Raw genomic sequence first — 13758 nt, 5'->3', positions numbered from 1 at the left:
ATCCTCCGTGGCATCCTTTCATTATTTTAGTAGTTTCCTTTAACCTTTCCCTCCTATAACTCTTTAAAGGATACGGTTCTCCTGAAATTCCAGAAAGAAACAGCACCTACGAAGAGAAAGAGCAGCACGCTCATAACTGCCGCAATATCATACATTTGTTGGTTCAGTGTCAATTTATATATCCAGGAAATCAAGATATCTGTGCTTCCCGCAAATTGCATATCCGGGTTGTTGGGACCACCCTGGGTCAGGAAATAAATCGCTCCAAAGGCATTAAAATTACCTGCCATACTCATTATCAGGTTCGCTGCTGTTGCCTGGAACACCAATGGCAGGGTAATCCTTAAAAAGCTTTGGTATTTATTTGCCCCATCTATGGCTGCCGCTTCAAAGAGGCTCTGATCCAGATTAGCAAATACGCCAAGCATCATAACCATAAAGATTGGAAAACCCAGCCACAGGTTTACAATGATTATAGAAAGCTTTGCAATAAACGGATCGGATAAGAAGGGAATATTCTCTGAAATTAATCCAAGATTTAAGAGAGCCTGATTCACGGGTCCAAACTGTCCGTTTAAGAGGTTTCTAAAAACCAGCAGAGATACCATCTGTGGAATCGCCCAAGGTAAAATGAGAATCGTCCGAAAGACATTCTTACAGCGTACGACTGGATGATTAAGAATCAATGCCTGGAGCATTCCAAAGAAATAGGTGGTCATTGTTCCGATAAAGGTCCAGAGTATCGTCCAGACTAACACTTTAAAAAAGGTATGGGACCAGATAGGAACCGTAAACAGCTTTCTAAAATTGGCTAAGCCCACCCAATCCAACAGTTTTCCCGGTGGCAGGTGATCTCTGTTGTAATTTAAAAAAGCAGTCAGCACAGAGAATACAATGGGCATTACTACAATAAATAAAAATGCTATACCAATGGGTATTAACACGATATAAGCAAAATTGATGCTGTAAAATCTTCTCAAATCCTCTTTTATATCTGTATATGTACCACTTCTGTCTATCTGCAAACCAGAGCAATAAGCATCCTTTAGGTTCCAGAAGTAAACCAGCAGAAATAAAATAATTACAAACAGAGCAATGACTCCCCTTATCAATAACATCGTCGAGTGGTCACCGTATTTTCCACCGATTTTTTCTCCCAAGGTGATAAGTCCCCATATCCCTTTTGTAAAAAAACCTCCGTGTAGCCTTATTGAGAAATCAGAAATGAGACCACCAGCATATTGGAGCCAATAGCCGCTAAATAATTCAATACCTATAAATAACAGCTGTAATAGCAAAAAAAACAGTCCTTTTATTTTTTGCCTGCATACCAGAAATTGTCCGCTGCCCCATATCAATAGTGAGAGACTTAACGCTTTGTACTTTTTCACATCACACCTGCTTCCTTAAAGTTCATCTCTATGACTGTTAATGTTATAATCAGATAGGAATAACCACATTATTTTATTTGAACTACTTCTTACACTTAATTTCAACTTATGCGCTTAACCTACTGTAATTATAGACATTATCGTTTAATACGTCAATCATATTTGTGCATTTTATACACTTTCAACAAATTATACAAATGTTATTTTGTACTATTTTTACTTAACGCACTTAACGTCCGTTTGTTAAGTAGGAATCAATTTTTGCGAAGGAATATTTTTCATTACTTTCGCGTTTCTCTGCTTTTTGTTAAGTACTTAAAGAATTGTAACCAAAAAAAAGAAGAAACCGTATTTTGTTCAAAATCACGATTTCTCTTCCCTTATTAGCACTTTTACCTTACATAGGTCGTATGTAAGTTATTCTCTCTACCTCGTCGGGGTTATCAAGCCGCAGCATCCGGTCCATTATTTCTACTGCCTTTTGGGCTTTCTCTTTGTTGCTGATTACGATGGTCTTCGTGTCTGGTAGCAGCATAATATCTTTCGCTGAATTGACTACCACTGAGATATTACGGTTATCGACGTAGTTTTCTACCTGCATACCAAGTATCTCTCCGATTATAAGTCCCTTTTGGTTATGATGTTCCTTAAGAAACTGAATCAGACTTGCATCATTATGATTTACGAAGATATTTTCCGGCGGTATTTTCTTCGCTATGGTCTGTAATACATTTTTATTGGCATGGTCCTCCATAACAACATAAAAGCTGCTGCCCAGCTGCTCTTCCGCCTGAATCAGAACACTCTCATAACAAGTCAGAATCTTGCAGAATATAGGGTCCTCAATATATCCTTCAATAAAGATAGCAGGCACATAGTAATGGGAAGCAATTGCTTTCATACTTTCTTCCTCCATATCCATTATAAATACCGCATCCAGCGAACGTTTCTGCCCTATGGTAAAGTCTTTTTCCATTTCCTGCGTTGATATCAATACAACATCATACCCCTTTGGATACAGGCTTCGTTGAATTTCTCTGGCAAGGTCGTAATATTGATAGATCTTACTTTTCTTATCCTGTCCTCCCAGATTAATTATGATTCCAACCAGATAACTTCTTTGACTTGCCAGAGATTTCGCAGTCATGTTAGGAACATACTTCAATTTATTGGCTGCTTCAAAAATACGCATTCTCGTTTCATGGCTGATTCTCTCTTTTTCTGAATAATTCAGCACATAAGAAACCGTTGCCGTGGAAACTCCTGCTTCTGCTGCTATATCTTTCATGGTAATACGCTTCTCCGACATTCATATCCTCCCCGTCACTTAACTTATGCGGTTAAGTATATCATTCCCACTTTCACCTGTCAATTTGTCACAATCTATTTCCTCAGCCAAACAACTCTTCATGGATTTGACGTAACAATTATCTTGTATATACCCTGAAATCAAAGGTTCTATAATAAATGTTGGGGTATGTTAAAAACATACTTCCAACATTGTTAAGTTTATATTAAAATACATCTATACAAAGCCTCTTATAGAATGAACGTCGTCCAAAACACACATTTTAAAAGGAGGTTTTATATAGATGCACTCTAATTGTACCAAGAATCTTTTAAATTTAGAAGATATTTTTATTAAAAAAATTGTTCATGGTGATCACCATGTTAGGGTATTTATTGAGACTAATCCTTCCTTTCAGACTTGCCCATCCTGCGGTAACCAAACCAAACGCATTCACGATTACCGTTACCAGCATATTAAGGATCTCCCTTTTCAGATGAAAGATACATACTTAGTCCTTAAGAAAAGGCGATATATTTGTAAGTGTGGGAAAAAGTTTACTGAAAAATATCCTTTTCTTCCTTCTTATCAACGGCGTACCTTACGGCTCTCCTATAAGATTATTGACCAGCTCAGAAATCTCGTAAGTATCAAGTCCGTTGCGGAAGCTACGAATGTATCGGTAAGTACTGTTACTAGGCTTTTGGACACCGTTAGTTATCCTGCCCCCTCTCTTCCAGAATGCATATCCATTGATGAATTTAAGGGAAATACGGATGCCGGTAAATATCAATGCATTCTTACAGATGCCAGAAAACACCGTATATTAGACATCTTACCAGACAGAACGCAGAGCCACTTAAGTTCCTATTTTAGAGAAATGAATCGCGCGGAACGCTACCGCGTAAAATTCTTCGTTTGTGATATGTGGGAACCTTATGTAAATCTGGCAAAGGCATACTTCCCTAACGCAATCATTATCATTGATAAATATTATTTCATAAGATACGTTACATGGGCCATTGAAAACGTCAGAAAAAGGCTCCAAAAAACAATGCCTGCAAACTTAAGAAAGTACTATAAGAGAAGCCGTAGGCTAATTTTAACTCGTTACAAAAAATTAAAGGAAGAGAACAAAAAGGCCTGTGATCTTATGCTACTTTATAATGATGATCTACGGAAAGCCCATTTTCTAAAGGAATGGTTCTATGATATTTGCCAGAACGAGAAATATTCCTATCAGCGAACAGCTTTCTGGGATTGGGTTAAGGCAGCTGAAAAATCAGGAATTCCCGAATTTGAAGAATGTGCAAAGACATACCGAAACTGGTCAGAAGGAATACTAAATGCCCTCAAGTATAAATACACGAATGGCCCCACCGAAGGCTATAATAATAAAATCAAGGTACTCAAGAGAATATCTTTTGGAGTCCGAAACTTCAAACGTTTTCGAACAAGAATAATACACTGCTCTATTTGATTAGATTGGACGACGTAAAATTAAGAGGCTTATTTGGCATGCCCAGAAACATCAATTATAGATGTAATTACCAAAATAGCTCTAAATATAGCAATGGAGCGGGATTCAAAGAATCCCACCCCAACTATTGACACAGAGCCTCAAAAAAGCTGCTACAACTGTCCTTCTCAGACAATTATAACAGCATCTATTTTATATTTATTTAAACTGATGATTCCCCAGCTTATAAGTGGAACCACTTAATCTTCCGCTGAAAAACAAATAACTTCCGAAACTCTTAGATTTACCGCTTACTGTAATACTCTTAACACCACTTAATGCTTCTTTTGCAGCTTTAATGCATTCTTTCTCTCTTGAAGAGGTAAATTTGCCTGCATCGTATTCAGATAAAGCTTTGTTCAAGGCACCGTTTGTTACCGGTCCAAACTGGTATTTCTGATATATTACAGATTTCACTGAATCAGGAAAAGCAGAAGCTCTTACCCTGTTCATTACTACGATGCCTACTGCAAGTTTTCCGTTATAGCTTTCGCCGCCTGCTTCACAGTAAATTAACGTGGAAAGTAATCTTAATTCTGATTTACTGTAGTTAACCGTTACTTTCTTTTCTGCAGTTTTCTTTGCTGTGGTTTTTGTTGTTGTCTTTGCAGTTGTCTTTGTGGCAGCTTTTGTTGTTGATTTCTTAACTGCTGCCTTCTCAGTGGTCTTAGTAGTTTTCTTCTCTGTTTCAGTTGTTTTATCTGACTGTGCTTCTTTATCTTCTGTTACGGTAGCAACCTCTGCAGTTGTATCCTTCGCAGTGTCTTCCTGCTTGGAAACTTCTGTTTCCGTATTCTCTGTTACAGTTGTTTTATCAGTGTCAGCTTCTGTACTGGGTACTTCCGCTGTTTCTTTTGTAGTGTCTGCTGTAGTTGCGATATTTTGATCTTCTTCTGCTGCATATGTGTATATATTAGCGAAACCTGCTAAAAATATTCCAGCTAACATACACAATAGTAACTTTCTGAATTTCATAAGGACTCCTTATTGTTGGCATCAGCCACATAATTTTTTCTTACAATTATTACAGGTTTTTTTGTCAAATGTTAAAGTCCTATAATAATCAATTAATAATTATGTAACAATTATATCATACCAAAATTAGGATTGCAAGCTTTTCTCTACTATTTTGTAATAATTCTGTAATGTTTTTGCCTTAAAGTTGACATCAGCAGGAAATTATTGGTACATTTCCTGGTAATATCCCTGGTATTCTCCGCTTGTTACCCTGTCCATCCACTGGCTGTTTTCCAGATACCACTGTATTGTAAGGCGTATGCCATCCTTAAAAGCAGTCTCAGGCTCCCACCCGATTTCATCCCTGATTTTGTCCGGTGCGATTGCGTAACGTCTGTCATGGCCTTTTCTATCTGTAACATATTTAATAAGTTCTTCATTTATATGAGCTTTTCTTGCATCACCTTCCGGCAGCAGTTCCTGTAAGGTATCAAGGATCAGTGCAATAATTTCTAAGTTTTGCTTCTCATTATGTCCACCCACATTGTAGACCTCATGGAGTTTTCCTTTTTCCATAACCAGATCAATGGCTTTGGCATGATCTCTTACATATAACCAGTCTCTTACGTTCTTTCCATCACCGTATACAGGAAGCTTTTCCCCTTTCAGGCAATTATTGATCATAAGAGGAATCAACTTCTCTGGAAATTGATAAGGTCCGTAATTATTACTGCACCTTGTAATATTTGCCGGAAAACCGAAAGTATCCATATATGCTTTTACCAGCATATCAGCAGAAGCTTTGCTGGCAGAATAAGGACTGTGCGGATCCAAAGGAGTCGATTCATAGAAATAGGTATCCCCTTCTTCCAAGGAACCATAGACTTCATCTGTGGATACCTGCAGATATTTCTTATCCTCTTTGTAGCCCTCTTCTGTCTCCCAGGTGCTTTTTGCAGCAGTTAACAGGTTAAGGGTTCCCATTACATTGGTACTTACAAAGACCTCCGGGTTACGGATGCTTCTGTCAACATGGCTTTCAGCAGCAAAATGTACCACTCTGTCGATGTTATATTTTTGAAATATTTTAAGTACAGCTTCTTTATTTCTGATATCCTCTTTGATAAAGGTATAATTCGGATTCTTCTCGATGGCCTTTAAATTCTCAAGATTTCCGGCATAAGTCAAATCATCCAGATTAATTATATGGATATCCTGTCCGTAAGTCTCAAACATATAGTGTATGTAATTAGATCCTATAAAACCCGCTCCGCCGGTAACCAGATATGTTCTCATATTATCTCCTCTCTGTGTGCTCTGGCACACATGCAAATCAGGATATTGAAACTGAAATCCTTCAAATTCTCTAGGATTGCATTTCCATATATTCTTTCAGTGCAACTTTCCAGTGTTTCATATAAAAGCCCATTTCTTTTAGCCTTTTTGTTTCAAGGACGGAAAATGCGGGTCTTTTTGCTGCTGTTCGGTAATCTTCTGTGGTTATTGGCTCCACATTGACCTTGATATCTGCCATATGAAATATTTCCAGGGCAAATTCATACCAGTTGGTAACACCGTCGCAGGCTGCATGGAATATTCCAAGCTCCTCTCTGTCCATGAGAAAAATCAGAGCTCTTGCCAATTCAAGGGCACTGGTAGGTGATCCCACCTGATCACTGACGACTCTGATATCTTTTCCTTCTTCTGCCAGGCGGAGCATGGTTCTGATAAAGTTCTTTCCTTCTCCATATAACCAGGCTGTACGAACGATCTGATGGTTCTCACAGATACTCTTTACAAATTCCTCACCGGCAAGCTTGGTTGAACCATAGACGCTCTTGGGTTCTGTAGCATCTTCCTCATTATAAGGTTCTTCTTTCTCACCGTTAAATACATAATCTGTAGAGATATGTATCAGCCTCGCTTCCACTGCCTGAGCGGCTTCTGCCAGATGCTTCGGGCCAAGGGCATTAATAGCATAAGCTCTCTCCTGATCACTTTCACATAAATCCACCTGTGTATGTGCTGCGCAGTTAATAATTACCTGCGGTCTTATTTCCTGTATCAGATTCATGACTCCCATGGGATTGGTTATATCTAATTTAATCGGGCAGTATGCCGATGATTCAGATAAGCTGGTATTTATCAGTGAATATTCTTCCCTGTCTTTTAAAAGCTGATTTACAGCACGTCCCAGCTGCCCGTTAGCACCGGTTATTAGTATTCTGCGTTCCATATGTCCTTAACCTTTCCTTTAAGCTGATCTGTTTGCTTTCATAACAGACAGCATACTTCTTGCGATTGCTCTCTTCTTTTTACAATATGCTTTTAAGACCGCCGTTAATCTTATCTTTTTCTGACAGGATTATGTCCAGCTCAGCTTCAACAGGCCATTCGATCCCAATGTCCGGATCGTTATACCTGATACCCTCCTGGTCCTCCGGATGGTAGAAATCTGTACATTTATAAACAAACTCTGCTTCATCAGACAGTACAAGAAACCCATGTGCAAAGCCGCCCGGTATAAAAAACTGCTTTTTGTTCTCTGCACTTAAGATTTCTCCATGCCACTGGCCAAAAGTCTTGGAATCCTTTCTAATGTCCACCGCAACATCAAATACTTCTCCTTTTATAACTCTTACCAGTTTGCCCTGGGGAAAATTCTTCTGGTAATGAAGTCCTCTTAGAACTCCTTTACACGACAGGGACTGGTTATCCTGTACAAAGACCTCTTTTATTCCAGCCTTACAGAAATCCTCGTAATTATAAGTCTCAAGAAAATAACCTCTGTTATCTCCGAAACATTTTGGTTCTATTATGAACAGACCTTCTATCTTTAAAGGTGTAAATTGAAACTGTCCCATTATCTTTCTTATTCCTCCCGCTGCTTGTTATAACCCGTTTGAAACATCTATCAGATATTTGCCATATTCGGTCTTAAGAAGCGGACCTGCCAGCTTAATCAGCTGCTCTTTGCTGATAAATCCGTTCCTATAGGCAATTTCTTCAATACATGATATATAAAGTCCCTGCCTTTTCTGAATGGAAGCCACAAAGTTTGAAGCCTCCAGAAGAGAATCATGCCCGCCGGTATCAAGCCATGCCATTCCTCTGCCCATGGTCTCAACCTGAAGCTTTCCTTTTTCCAGATAAACATTGTTCACTGATGTGATTTCCAGCTCACCTCTGGCAGAAGGTTTAATTGTCTTTGCAATCTGTATGATCTCATTATCATAGAAGTATAGACCGGGAACCGCATAATTTGACTTAGGTTTTTCAGGTTTTTCTTCAATTGATATAGCCTGTCCCAGTTCATTGAACTCCACTACACCATAGGCTTTCGGATCTTTTACATAATAGCCGAAGATTGTAGCACCTTCTTTACGTTCAACGGCTCTTTTCAGGGTACCTGTAAAACTTCTTCCATAGAAAATATTATCTCCCAGAATAAGAGCTACCTTGTCTTCTCCAATGAATTCTTCACCAATAATAAATGCTTCTGCCAACCCTCTGGGTTCTTCTTGAACAGCATAAGCAAATTTCATTCCAAGCTCTGAACCGTCTCCTAATAATTCTTCAAAAACCGGCAGATCCCTGGGAGTGGAGATGATAAGCACCTCTCTGATACCCGCCAGCATCAAAACTGACAGTGGATAATAGATCATTGGTTTGTCATAGATAGGAAGTATCTGTTTGGACACTGCCTTTGTAACCGGAAATAATCTGGTTCCTGAGCCGCCTGCTAATATGATTCCTTTCATCTTGTGCTACCCTGCTATAATACGTTTTGCAGCTTCGTAACATAGCTTTCCTTTCTGAAATATTCCATTATTTCTTGTGTGCATCTCAAGTTTTCCTAAGATTAACGAAGTAAGAAGTATCTACAATCTTTGTTTATGTATTGTTTGTAATATTTTTCCATATAAATATCTCTATTGTATTATAATATATTTTCCTATCTTTTTGAACCCTTTTTTTGTATCACTGATAAGTTTTACAATTCAAAATCCCCCATAAAAGCAGATTATCCTTCTACAAAACGACAGCCTGGAACCTTTGCATACTAAAATATCCGGAAAAAGTATGCAGCAGCCCCAGGCTCAATATAGATTTTGTAATTTAACGATGTCAATTAATCCAGATGAAAGAGGTTTACCAAATCCACAGCCACCGGACTGTTATCAGGGTTGGTTTCCATTATATCTGCCATATAATCCCACCATTTACGGTTGATTGCAGTATCTGCCCCCTTACTCCAACGTTCTTCATCCTCTATGGTTATCACACCAAATAAAGTATTGGTCTCACGGTCAAGAAATATAGTGTAATCGCTGCCGCCATATTCATGTATCATATCAATCATTTCAGGCCATAACAAATCATGGCGGCGTTTGTATTCCTCTTCCTGTCCCTCATACAGTTTCATCTTAAATCCCTTAATCATGCAAATACCTCTTTCCGCTTTATAATCAGTCTGCTTCTATTCTAACCTGAATTTTCAGCATTTTCTATCAATATTTTATTCTTGCTTTTATATGCGCAGTTTTCAGAGTTTTATAAGCAGAAAATGTCCAGTTAAACCTCTCTTCCGTATACCTCGATCTGGGTAAGTGCAGGAAAAGGAGACGGATCCTCTGCTTTGATAAGGTTATGGAGCATAAGCCATTCTATTTTCTTACCCTCCAGCACTAATATATGCGCTTTATCACTCTTTTCCAATTCCCATTCTCTGTTGCTGCCGTCTGAAAAGGTTAGAGTTACCCTCTGCCACCAGTTATCGTGAGGAAAATCAGCTCTGGTATAAAGGTGGATTTCCTCCGCCAGAACACTTCTGCCAAATTCCAGTTTAAATTCAGCGTCCTCTCTCATATTAATTCCCCAGGAGGAATATGGCCACTCCCCATGGGAATGATTTTCAATCACTCCGTCTATGGCATTTTTTGCTGCAAATACAGATTCACCTCTGGTCTCCACATTAGCGGAAGCATGTGGATAGCAGCCGGTGTCTCCATGCTGATCCATTACGTTTACTGCCAGGTTGCGATAGTTCCCTATTTCCTCTTTTGCTGCTGCTCTGGCAGAAAGAAGATGTATATTCCCGGTAAAGGTTTTAGGGGAAAGGGAACGTCTGCCTTCTGTATCAGGTATCTTATAGACAATTTCATTCTTTGTTATATATACATAAGCAGAACCTAAGGCATCATCCACCTGAACCTTCAGGAAGATATTTTTCTCGGAGGAGGTCAGGATTATCTGGTCCCCATTCTGGTATTCCTCTCTGTGAACAAGAGTGATATCTCCTTCACCTTCTGTAACTGCCTTGCTATTTCCATCTTTATCAACTACTTTAAGTGTTAAAAGCATAATGAACCTCCGGTTATCGAATTCTGAAATGGCGAAAAGAGCTGCCGCAAAAGCAGCAGCCCTTTCTATGGGTATATTCTATTAACTTGGCTGTTTGCCGATGTAAGCTAAGATGCCACCGTCCACATACAGGATGTGTCCGTTTACGAAATCAGATGCATCAGAAGCAAGGAATACTGCAGGACCTGCTAAATCATCTGTTCTTCCCCATCTTGCAGCAGGGGTTTTTGCTATAATAAAATCATTGAAGGGATTTCCTTTTACTCTAAGTGGTGCGGTCTGAGGAGTCTCAATATAACCAGGTCCGATACCGTTACACTGAATATTGAACTCACCATATTCGGAAGCAATATTCTTGGTTAACATCTTAAGTCCGCCTTTTGCAGCTGCATAAGCAGAAACGGTTTCTCTTCCTAATTCACTCATCATGGAGCAGATATTAATAATCTTTCCATGGCCTTTCTTGATCATGCTGGGAATAACTGCTTTGGATACGATAAAAGGTGCATTCAAATCAACATCGATTACTGCTCTGAAATCCTCGGCTGACATCTCAACCATTGGGATTCTCTTAATGATACCTGCATTATTTACGAGTATATCGATAACACCAACTTCTGCTTCAATTTTTGCTACCATTTCATTTACCTGAGCCTCATTGGTAACATCACACACATAACCATGTGCTTTGATTCCTGCTTCTTTGTATGCCTCAAGTCCTTTGTCTACGAATTCCTGTTTCAGATCGTTAAAGCAGATAGTAGCTCCTGCTTCTGCATAGCTTTTTGCAATAGAAAAACCGATTCCGTAAGAAGCACCTGTTATAAGGGCTACTTTTCCCTCTAATGAAAATGTATTTAAAATACTCATTGTAAATCCTCCTTATAGTTTATTGCTGCTGAATTAATCTCTGTATTTATAGGGTTAGTGTATATTTCATTTCCTACTCTATACACGAAAATACTTAAGCTGATTTCATAATTTACTGCTTATTTCAGTGTTGACATGGCAACGCCGTCCATATCGTCGAAATCCTGATTTTCTCCTAACATACCCCAGATAAAGGAATATGCTCTGGTTCCACAACCGGAATGTATGGACCAGCTGGGTGATATAACCACCTGCTCATTACGCACTACAATGTGTCTTGTCTCAGCAGGCTCTCCCATATAGTGGAATACAAGTGCATCTTCCGGAAGATCTAAGTATAGGTATGCTTCCATTCTTCTGTCATGTGTATGGCAAGGCATTGTATTCCATACACTGCCAGGTTTCAAACTGGTAAGACCCATAACCAGCTGGCAGCTCTCTACCTGGCCGGGTAAGATATATTTTGTAATAACTCTGTGATTGGACTGCTCCAAAGTACCAAGTTCAACGCAGATGCAGTTCTCAGGTTTGATATGAACCGTAGGGTATGTCTTATGTGCCGGTGCACTATTGTAATAGAATTTGGCAGGATTCTCCTTGTCTTCACTGCTAAATACCACTTCCTTCGCTCCCATCCCGATATACATTCCATCTCTGTTCTCTAAGGTATACTCTGTACCATCAACAGAAATCTTTCCTTTTCCGCCTACATTGATTACACCCATTTCACGGCGCTGTAAGAAATACTCTGCTCTGATTTCTTCACCCGGAGTTAAGGTCAGAGATGTAACCGGTACAACAGCTCCAAAAATAATTCTGTCAATATGGCTGTATACGCTGGTAATCTCACCTGCTTTAAATAAATTCTCTACTAAAAACTCTTCTCTTAATCTTTCTGTTGTGTAGTGTTTCACGTCTTTGGGTGATGCTGCTGTTCTAAGTTCCATAATATCATCCTTTCTATTCCGGGTATCATTGTTATCGTCTGGTTACCTGTTAAGTTGATGTGCAGGTACATGTTGTCTATTTCAGATATGCATCTTACGATTAAGTATTATTGTTGCTGATTGCTGATATAATATTAAGTTGAATTTCAGCTTTTCCTTCTTACCGGTGTAGGAATGCTAGATTGCATTCTACCTTAAAAACTTTATTCAGCTTATATAGAGTATAACATACTGATATTTCTGATTCTTGTCATTTACTATTCTAAAACTTGCTTATTTTGAACAGTACTGCTATAATAGTGATTAAGTATCTAACTTCATAGATTCCGATATACTAAATTACTCATTGTTGTGTTAATTCTAATGAAAGGAAGGTTCTGTCATGAAGGAATATACCTCCTGTAAGGAAGCCATTGATTTTTGCATTAATCAGAAATACTTTGCCGTTGCTCATCTATATCATGAGGAAAAGCCTATGAATATGCATATCCATGACTGTTATGAGATATATTATTCCATATCCGGCGGCAGGCAGTTTCTGATTGATAACCGTTTTTACAATATTCAACCCGGCGATGTTTTTCTGATCAATAGTTACGAAAGCCATTATCTGTCCCAGATAGACAGTATGGTCCATGAACGTATTGTTTTATCCATTCATCCGGACTTTATCAAATCTCTTTCCACTCCGTCAACAGATTTGAATTACTGCTTTTCCTACAGGGACTCTGGCTTTTCCCACAAAATTCCCTTAGACAAAGAACAGCAGCAGCGATTTCTGTATTATATCTATAAAATTACCAGCCCGGCAGGTTTTGGTACGGATATCTTGGAGCGGACAGCCTTTACGGAACTACTCTTATTCGTGAACAAGGCCTTTTATGCTCATTGCCGTCTGGAAACCGAAGATGAGAATTTTCGTTACAGCAGGCAGGTGGATCAGATACTGGAATACATAAATCAAAACATCAACGAACCCATTACGATAGAACACCTGGCAAAGCAGTTCTTTTTAAGTGAGTCTTATATCTGCCGGATATTTAAGGCTGCTACCGGAACTACGATTAACAAATATATTACTGCCAGAAGGATTACGATAGCCAAAGCCCTTCTTGCAGAAGGTAAGACTGTTAACGAAGTTTGTGAATACAGCGGTTTTCATGATTATAGTAATTTTTTGAAGGCTTTTACCAAGGCTGTAGGGATTTCACCAAAAAAGTATTCTCAGTATAGTACGAAATAATATGATATATTACAAAGAAGCTGACATCATTCTGTATGAATAATAGAGGAGAATCAGCTTCTTTTTTTTATGGGGAGGGGGACGGCAAATTGAATAAACCGGAAAAAACTCATGCTTCGATTACAAGGTATACGTAGACCTAATTCTCTGAAGCTTTTATGCTTGACATATTATAAAGC

The 13758-nt window shown here is 38.8% G+C and carries 13 protein-coding genes; 2 read left to right on the top strand and 11 right to left on the bottom strand.

Translation table 11 applies throughout. The features are described from left to right. Positions 1 to 53: 53 nt before the first annotated feature. Both R2R35_RS16405 and R2R35_RS16400 read right to left on the bottom strand, forming a co-directional pair. Positions 54 to 1391, bottom strand: coding sequence for a carbohydrate ABC transporter permease (locus tag R2R35_RS16405; RefSeq protein ID WP_317730914.1), 1338 nt, complete (start codon positions 1389 to 1391; stop codon positions 54 to 56). A 397-nt stretch (positions 1392 to 1788) separates the two neighbouring features. After that, positions 1789 to 2700 carry a LacI family DNA-binding transcriptional regulator gene (locus R2R35_RS16400; protein ID WP_317730913.1) on the bottom strand — a complete coding sequence of 304 codons (912 nt, stop codon included), beginning with the start codon at positions 2698 to 2700 and terminating at the stop codon, positions 1789 to 1791. 283 nt (positions 2701 to 2983) lie between these two features. Between R2R35_RS16400 and R2R35_RS16395 the strand changes: the two genes are divergently transcribed. Continuing rightward, the gene (locus R2R35_RS16395) at positions 2984 to 4159 is read left to right on the top strand and encodes an ISL3 family transposase (protein ID WP_317730912.1); all 1176 of its coding nucleotides are present in this window, start codon (positions 2984 to 2986) and stop codon (positions 4157 to 4159) included. A gap of 198 nt (positions 4160 to 4357) precedes the next feature. Here the strand turns inward: R2R35_RS16395 and R2R35_RS16390 are convergent, their stop codons facing one another. The 9 genes from R2R35_RS16390 to kduI form a co-directional block, all read right to left on the bottom strand. Continuing rightward, entirely contained in the window at positions 4358 to 5173 is an 816-nt protein-coding gene (locus R2R35_RS16390) for a cell wall hydrolase (protein ID WP_317730911.1), read from the bottom strand. Between the two features lie 204 nt (positions 5174 to 5377). After that, positions 5378 to 6451 (bottom strand): dTDP-glucose 4,6-dehydratase, encoded by a 1074-nt coding sequence (gene rfbB, locus R2R35_RS16385; protein ID WP_317730910.1) that lies wholly within the window; start codon positions 6449 to 6451, stop codon positions 5378 to 5380. 70 nt (positions 6452 to 6521) lie between these two features. After that, positions 6522 to 7391, bottom strand: coding sequence for a dTDP-4-dehydrorhamnose reductase (gene rfbD / locus R2R35_RS16380; protein WP_317730909.1), 870 nt, complete (start codon positions 7389 to 7391; stop codon positions 6522 to 6524). 79 nt (positions 7392 to 7470) lie between these two features. Then, a complete protein-coding gene (gene rfbC, locus R2R35_RS16375) occupies positions 7471 to 8019 on the bottom strand; it encodes a dTDP-4-dehydrorhamnose 3,5-epimerase (RefSeq protein ID WP_317730908.1) in 549 nt (182 codons plus the stop codon). 27 nt (positions 8020 to 8046) lie between these two features. Then, positions 8047 to 8916 carry a glucose-1-phosphate thymidylyltransferase RfbA gene (rfbA, locus tag R2R35_RS16370; protein ID WP_317730907.1) on the bottom strand — a complete coding sequence of 290 codons (870 nt, stop codon included), beginning with the start codon at positions 8914 to 8916 and terminating at the stop codon, positions 8047 to 8049. A 371-nt stretch (positions 8917 to 9287) separates the two neighbouring features. Then, complete coding sequence (gene rhaM, locus R2R35_RS16365; RefSeq protein ID WP_317730906.1) at positions 9288 to 9599, bottom strand: L-rhamnose mutarotase; 312 nt, start codon at positions 9597 to 9599, stop codon at positions 9288 to 9290. A gap of 131 nt (positions 9600 to 9730) precedes the next feature. Beyond that, complete coding sequence (locus R2R35_RS16360; protein ID WP_317730905.1) at positions 9731 to 10519, bottom strand: carbohydrate-binding protein; 789 nt, start codon at positions 10517 to 10519, stop codon at positions 9731 to 9733. An 81-nt stretch (positions 10520 to 10600) separates the two neighbouring features. Next, the gene (locus R2R35_RS16355) at positions 10601 to 11389 is read right to left on the bottom strand and encodes a gluconate 5-dehydrogenase (RefSeq protein ID WP_317730904.1); all 789 of its coding nucleotides are present in this window, start codon (positions 11387 to 11389) and stop codon (positions 10601 to 10603) included. A 119-nt stretch (positions 11390 to 11508) separates the two neighbouring features. Then, positions 11509 to 12336 (bottom strand): 5-dehydro-4-deoxy-D-glucuronate isomerase, encoded by an 828-nt coding sequence (kduI, locus tag R2R35_RS16350; RefSeq protein ID WP_317730903.1) that lies wholly within the window; start codon positions 12334 to 12336, stop codon positions 11509 to 11511. A 382-nt stretch (positions 12337 to 12718) separates the two neighbouring features. Between kduI and R2R35_RS16345 the strand changes: the two genes are divergently transcribed. Next, positions 12719 to 13579 carry an AraC family transcriptional regulator gene (locus tag R2R35_RS16345; protein WP_317730902.1) on the top strand — a complete coding sequence of 287 codons (861 nt, stop codon included), beginning with the start codon at positions 12719 to 12721 and terminating at the stop codon, positions 13577 to 13579. The last annotated feature ends 179 nt before the right edge of the window (positions 13580 to 13758 follow it).

The sequence above is a fragment of the Anaerocolumna sp. AGMB13020 genome (genome assembly GCF_033100115.1).
GTDB lineage: Bacteria > Bacillota > Clostridia > Lachnospirales > Lachnospiraceae > Anaerocolumna.
The sequence above is the reverse complement of the archived record's forward strand: the minus strand, read 5'-3'. Positions and strand labels throughout refer to the sequence as shown.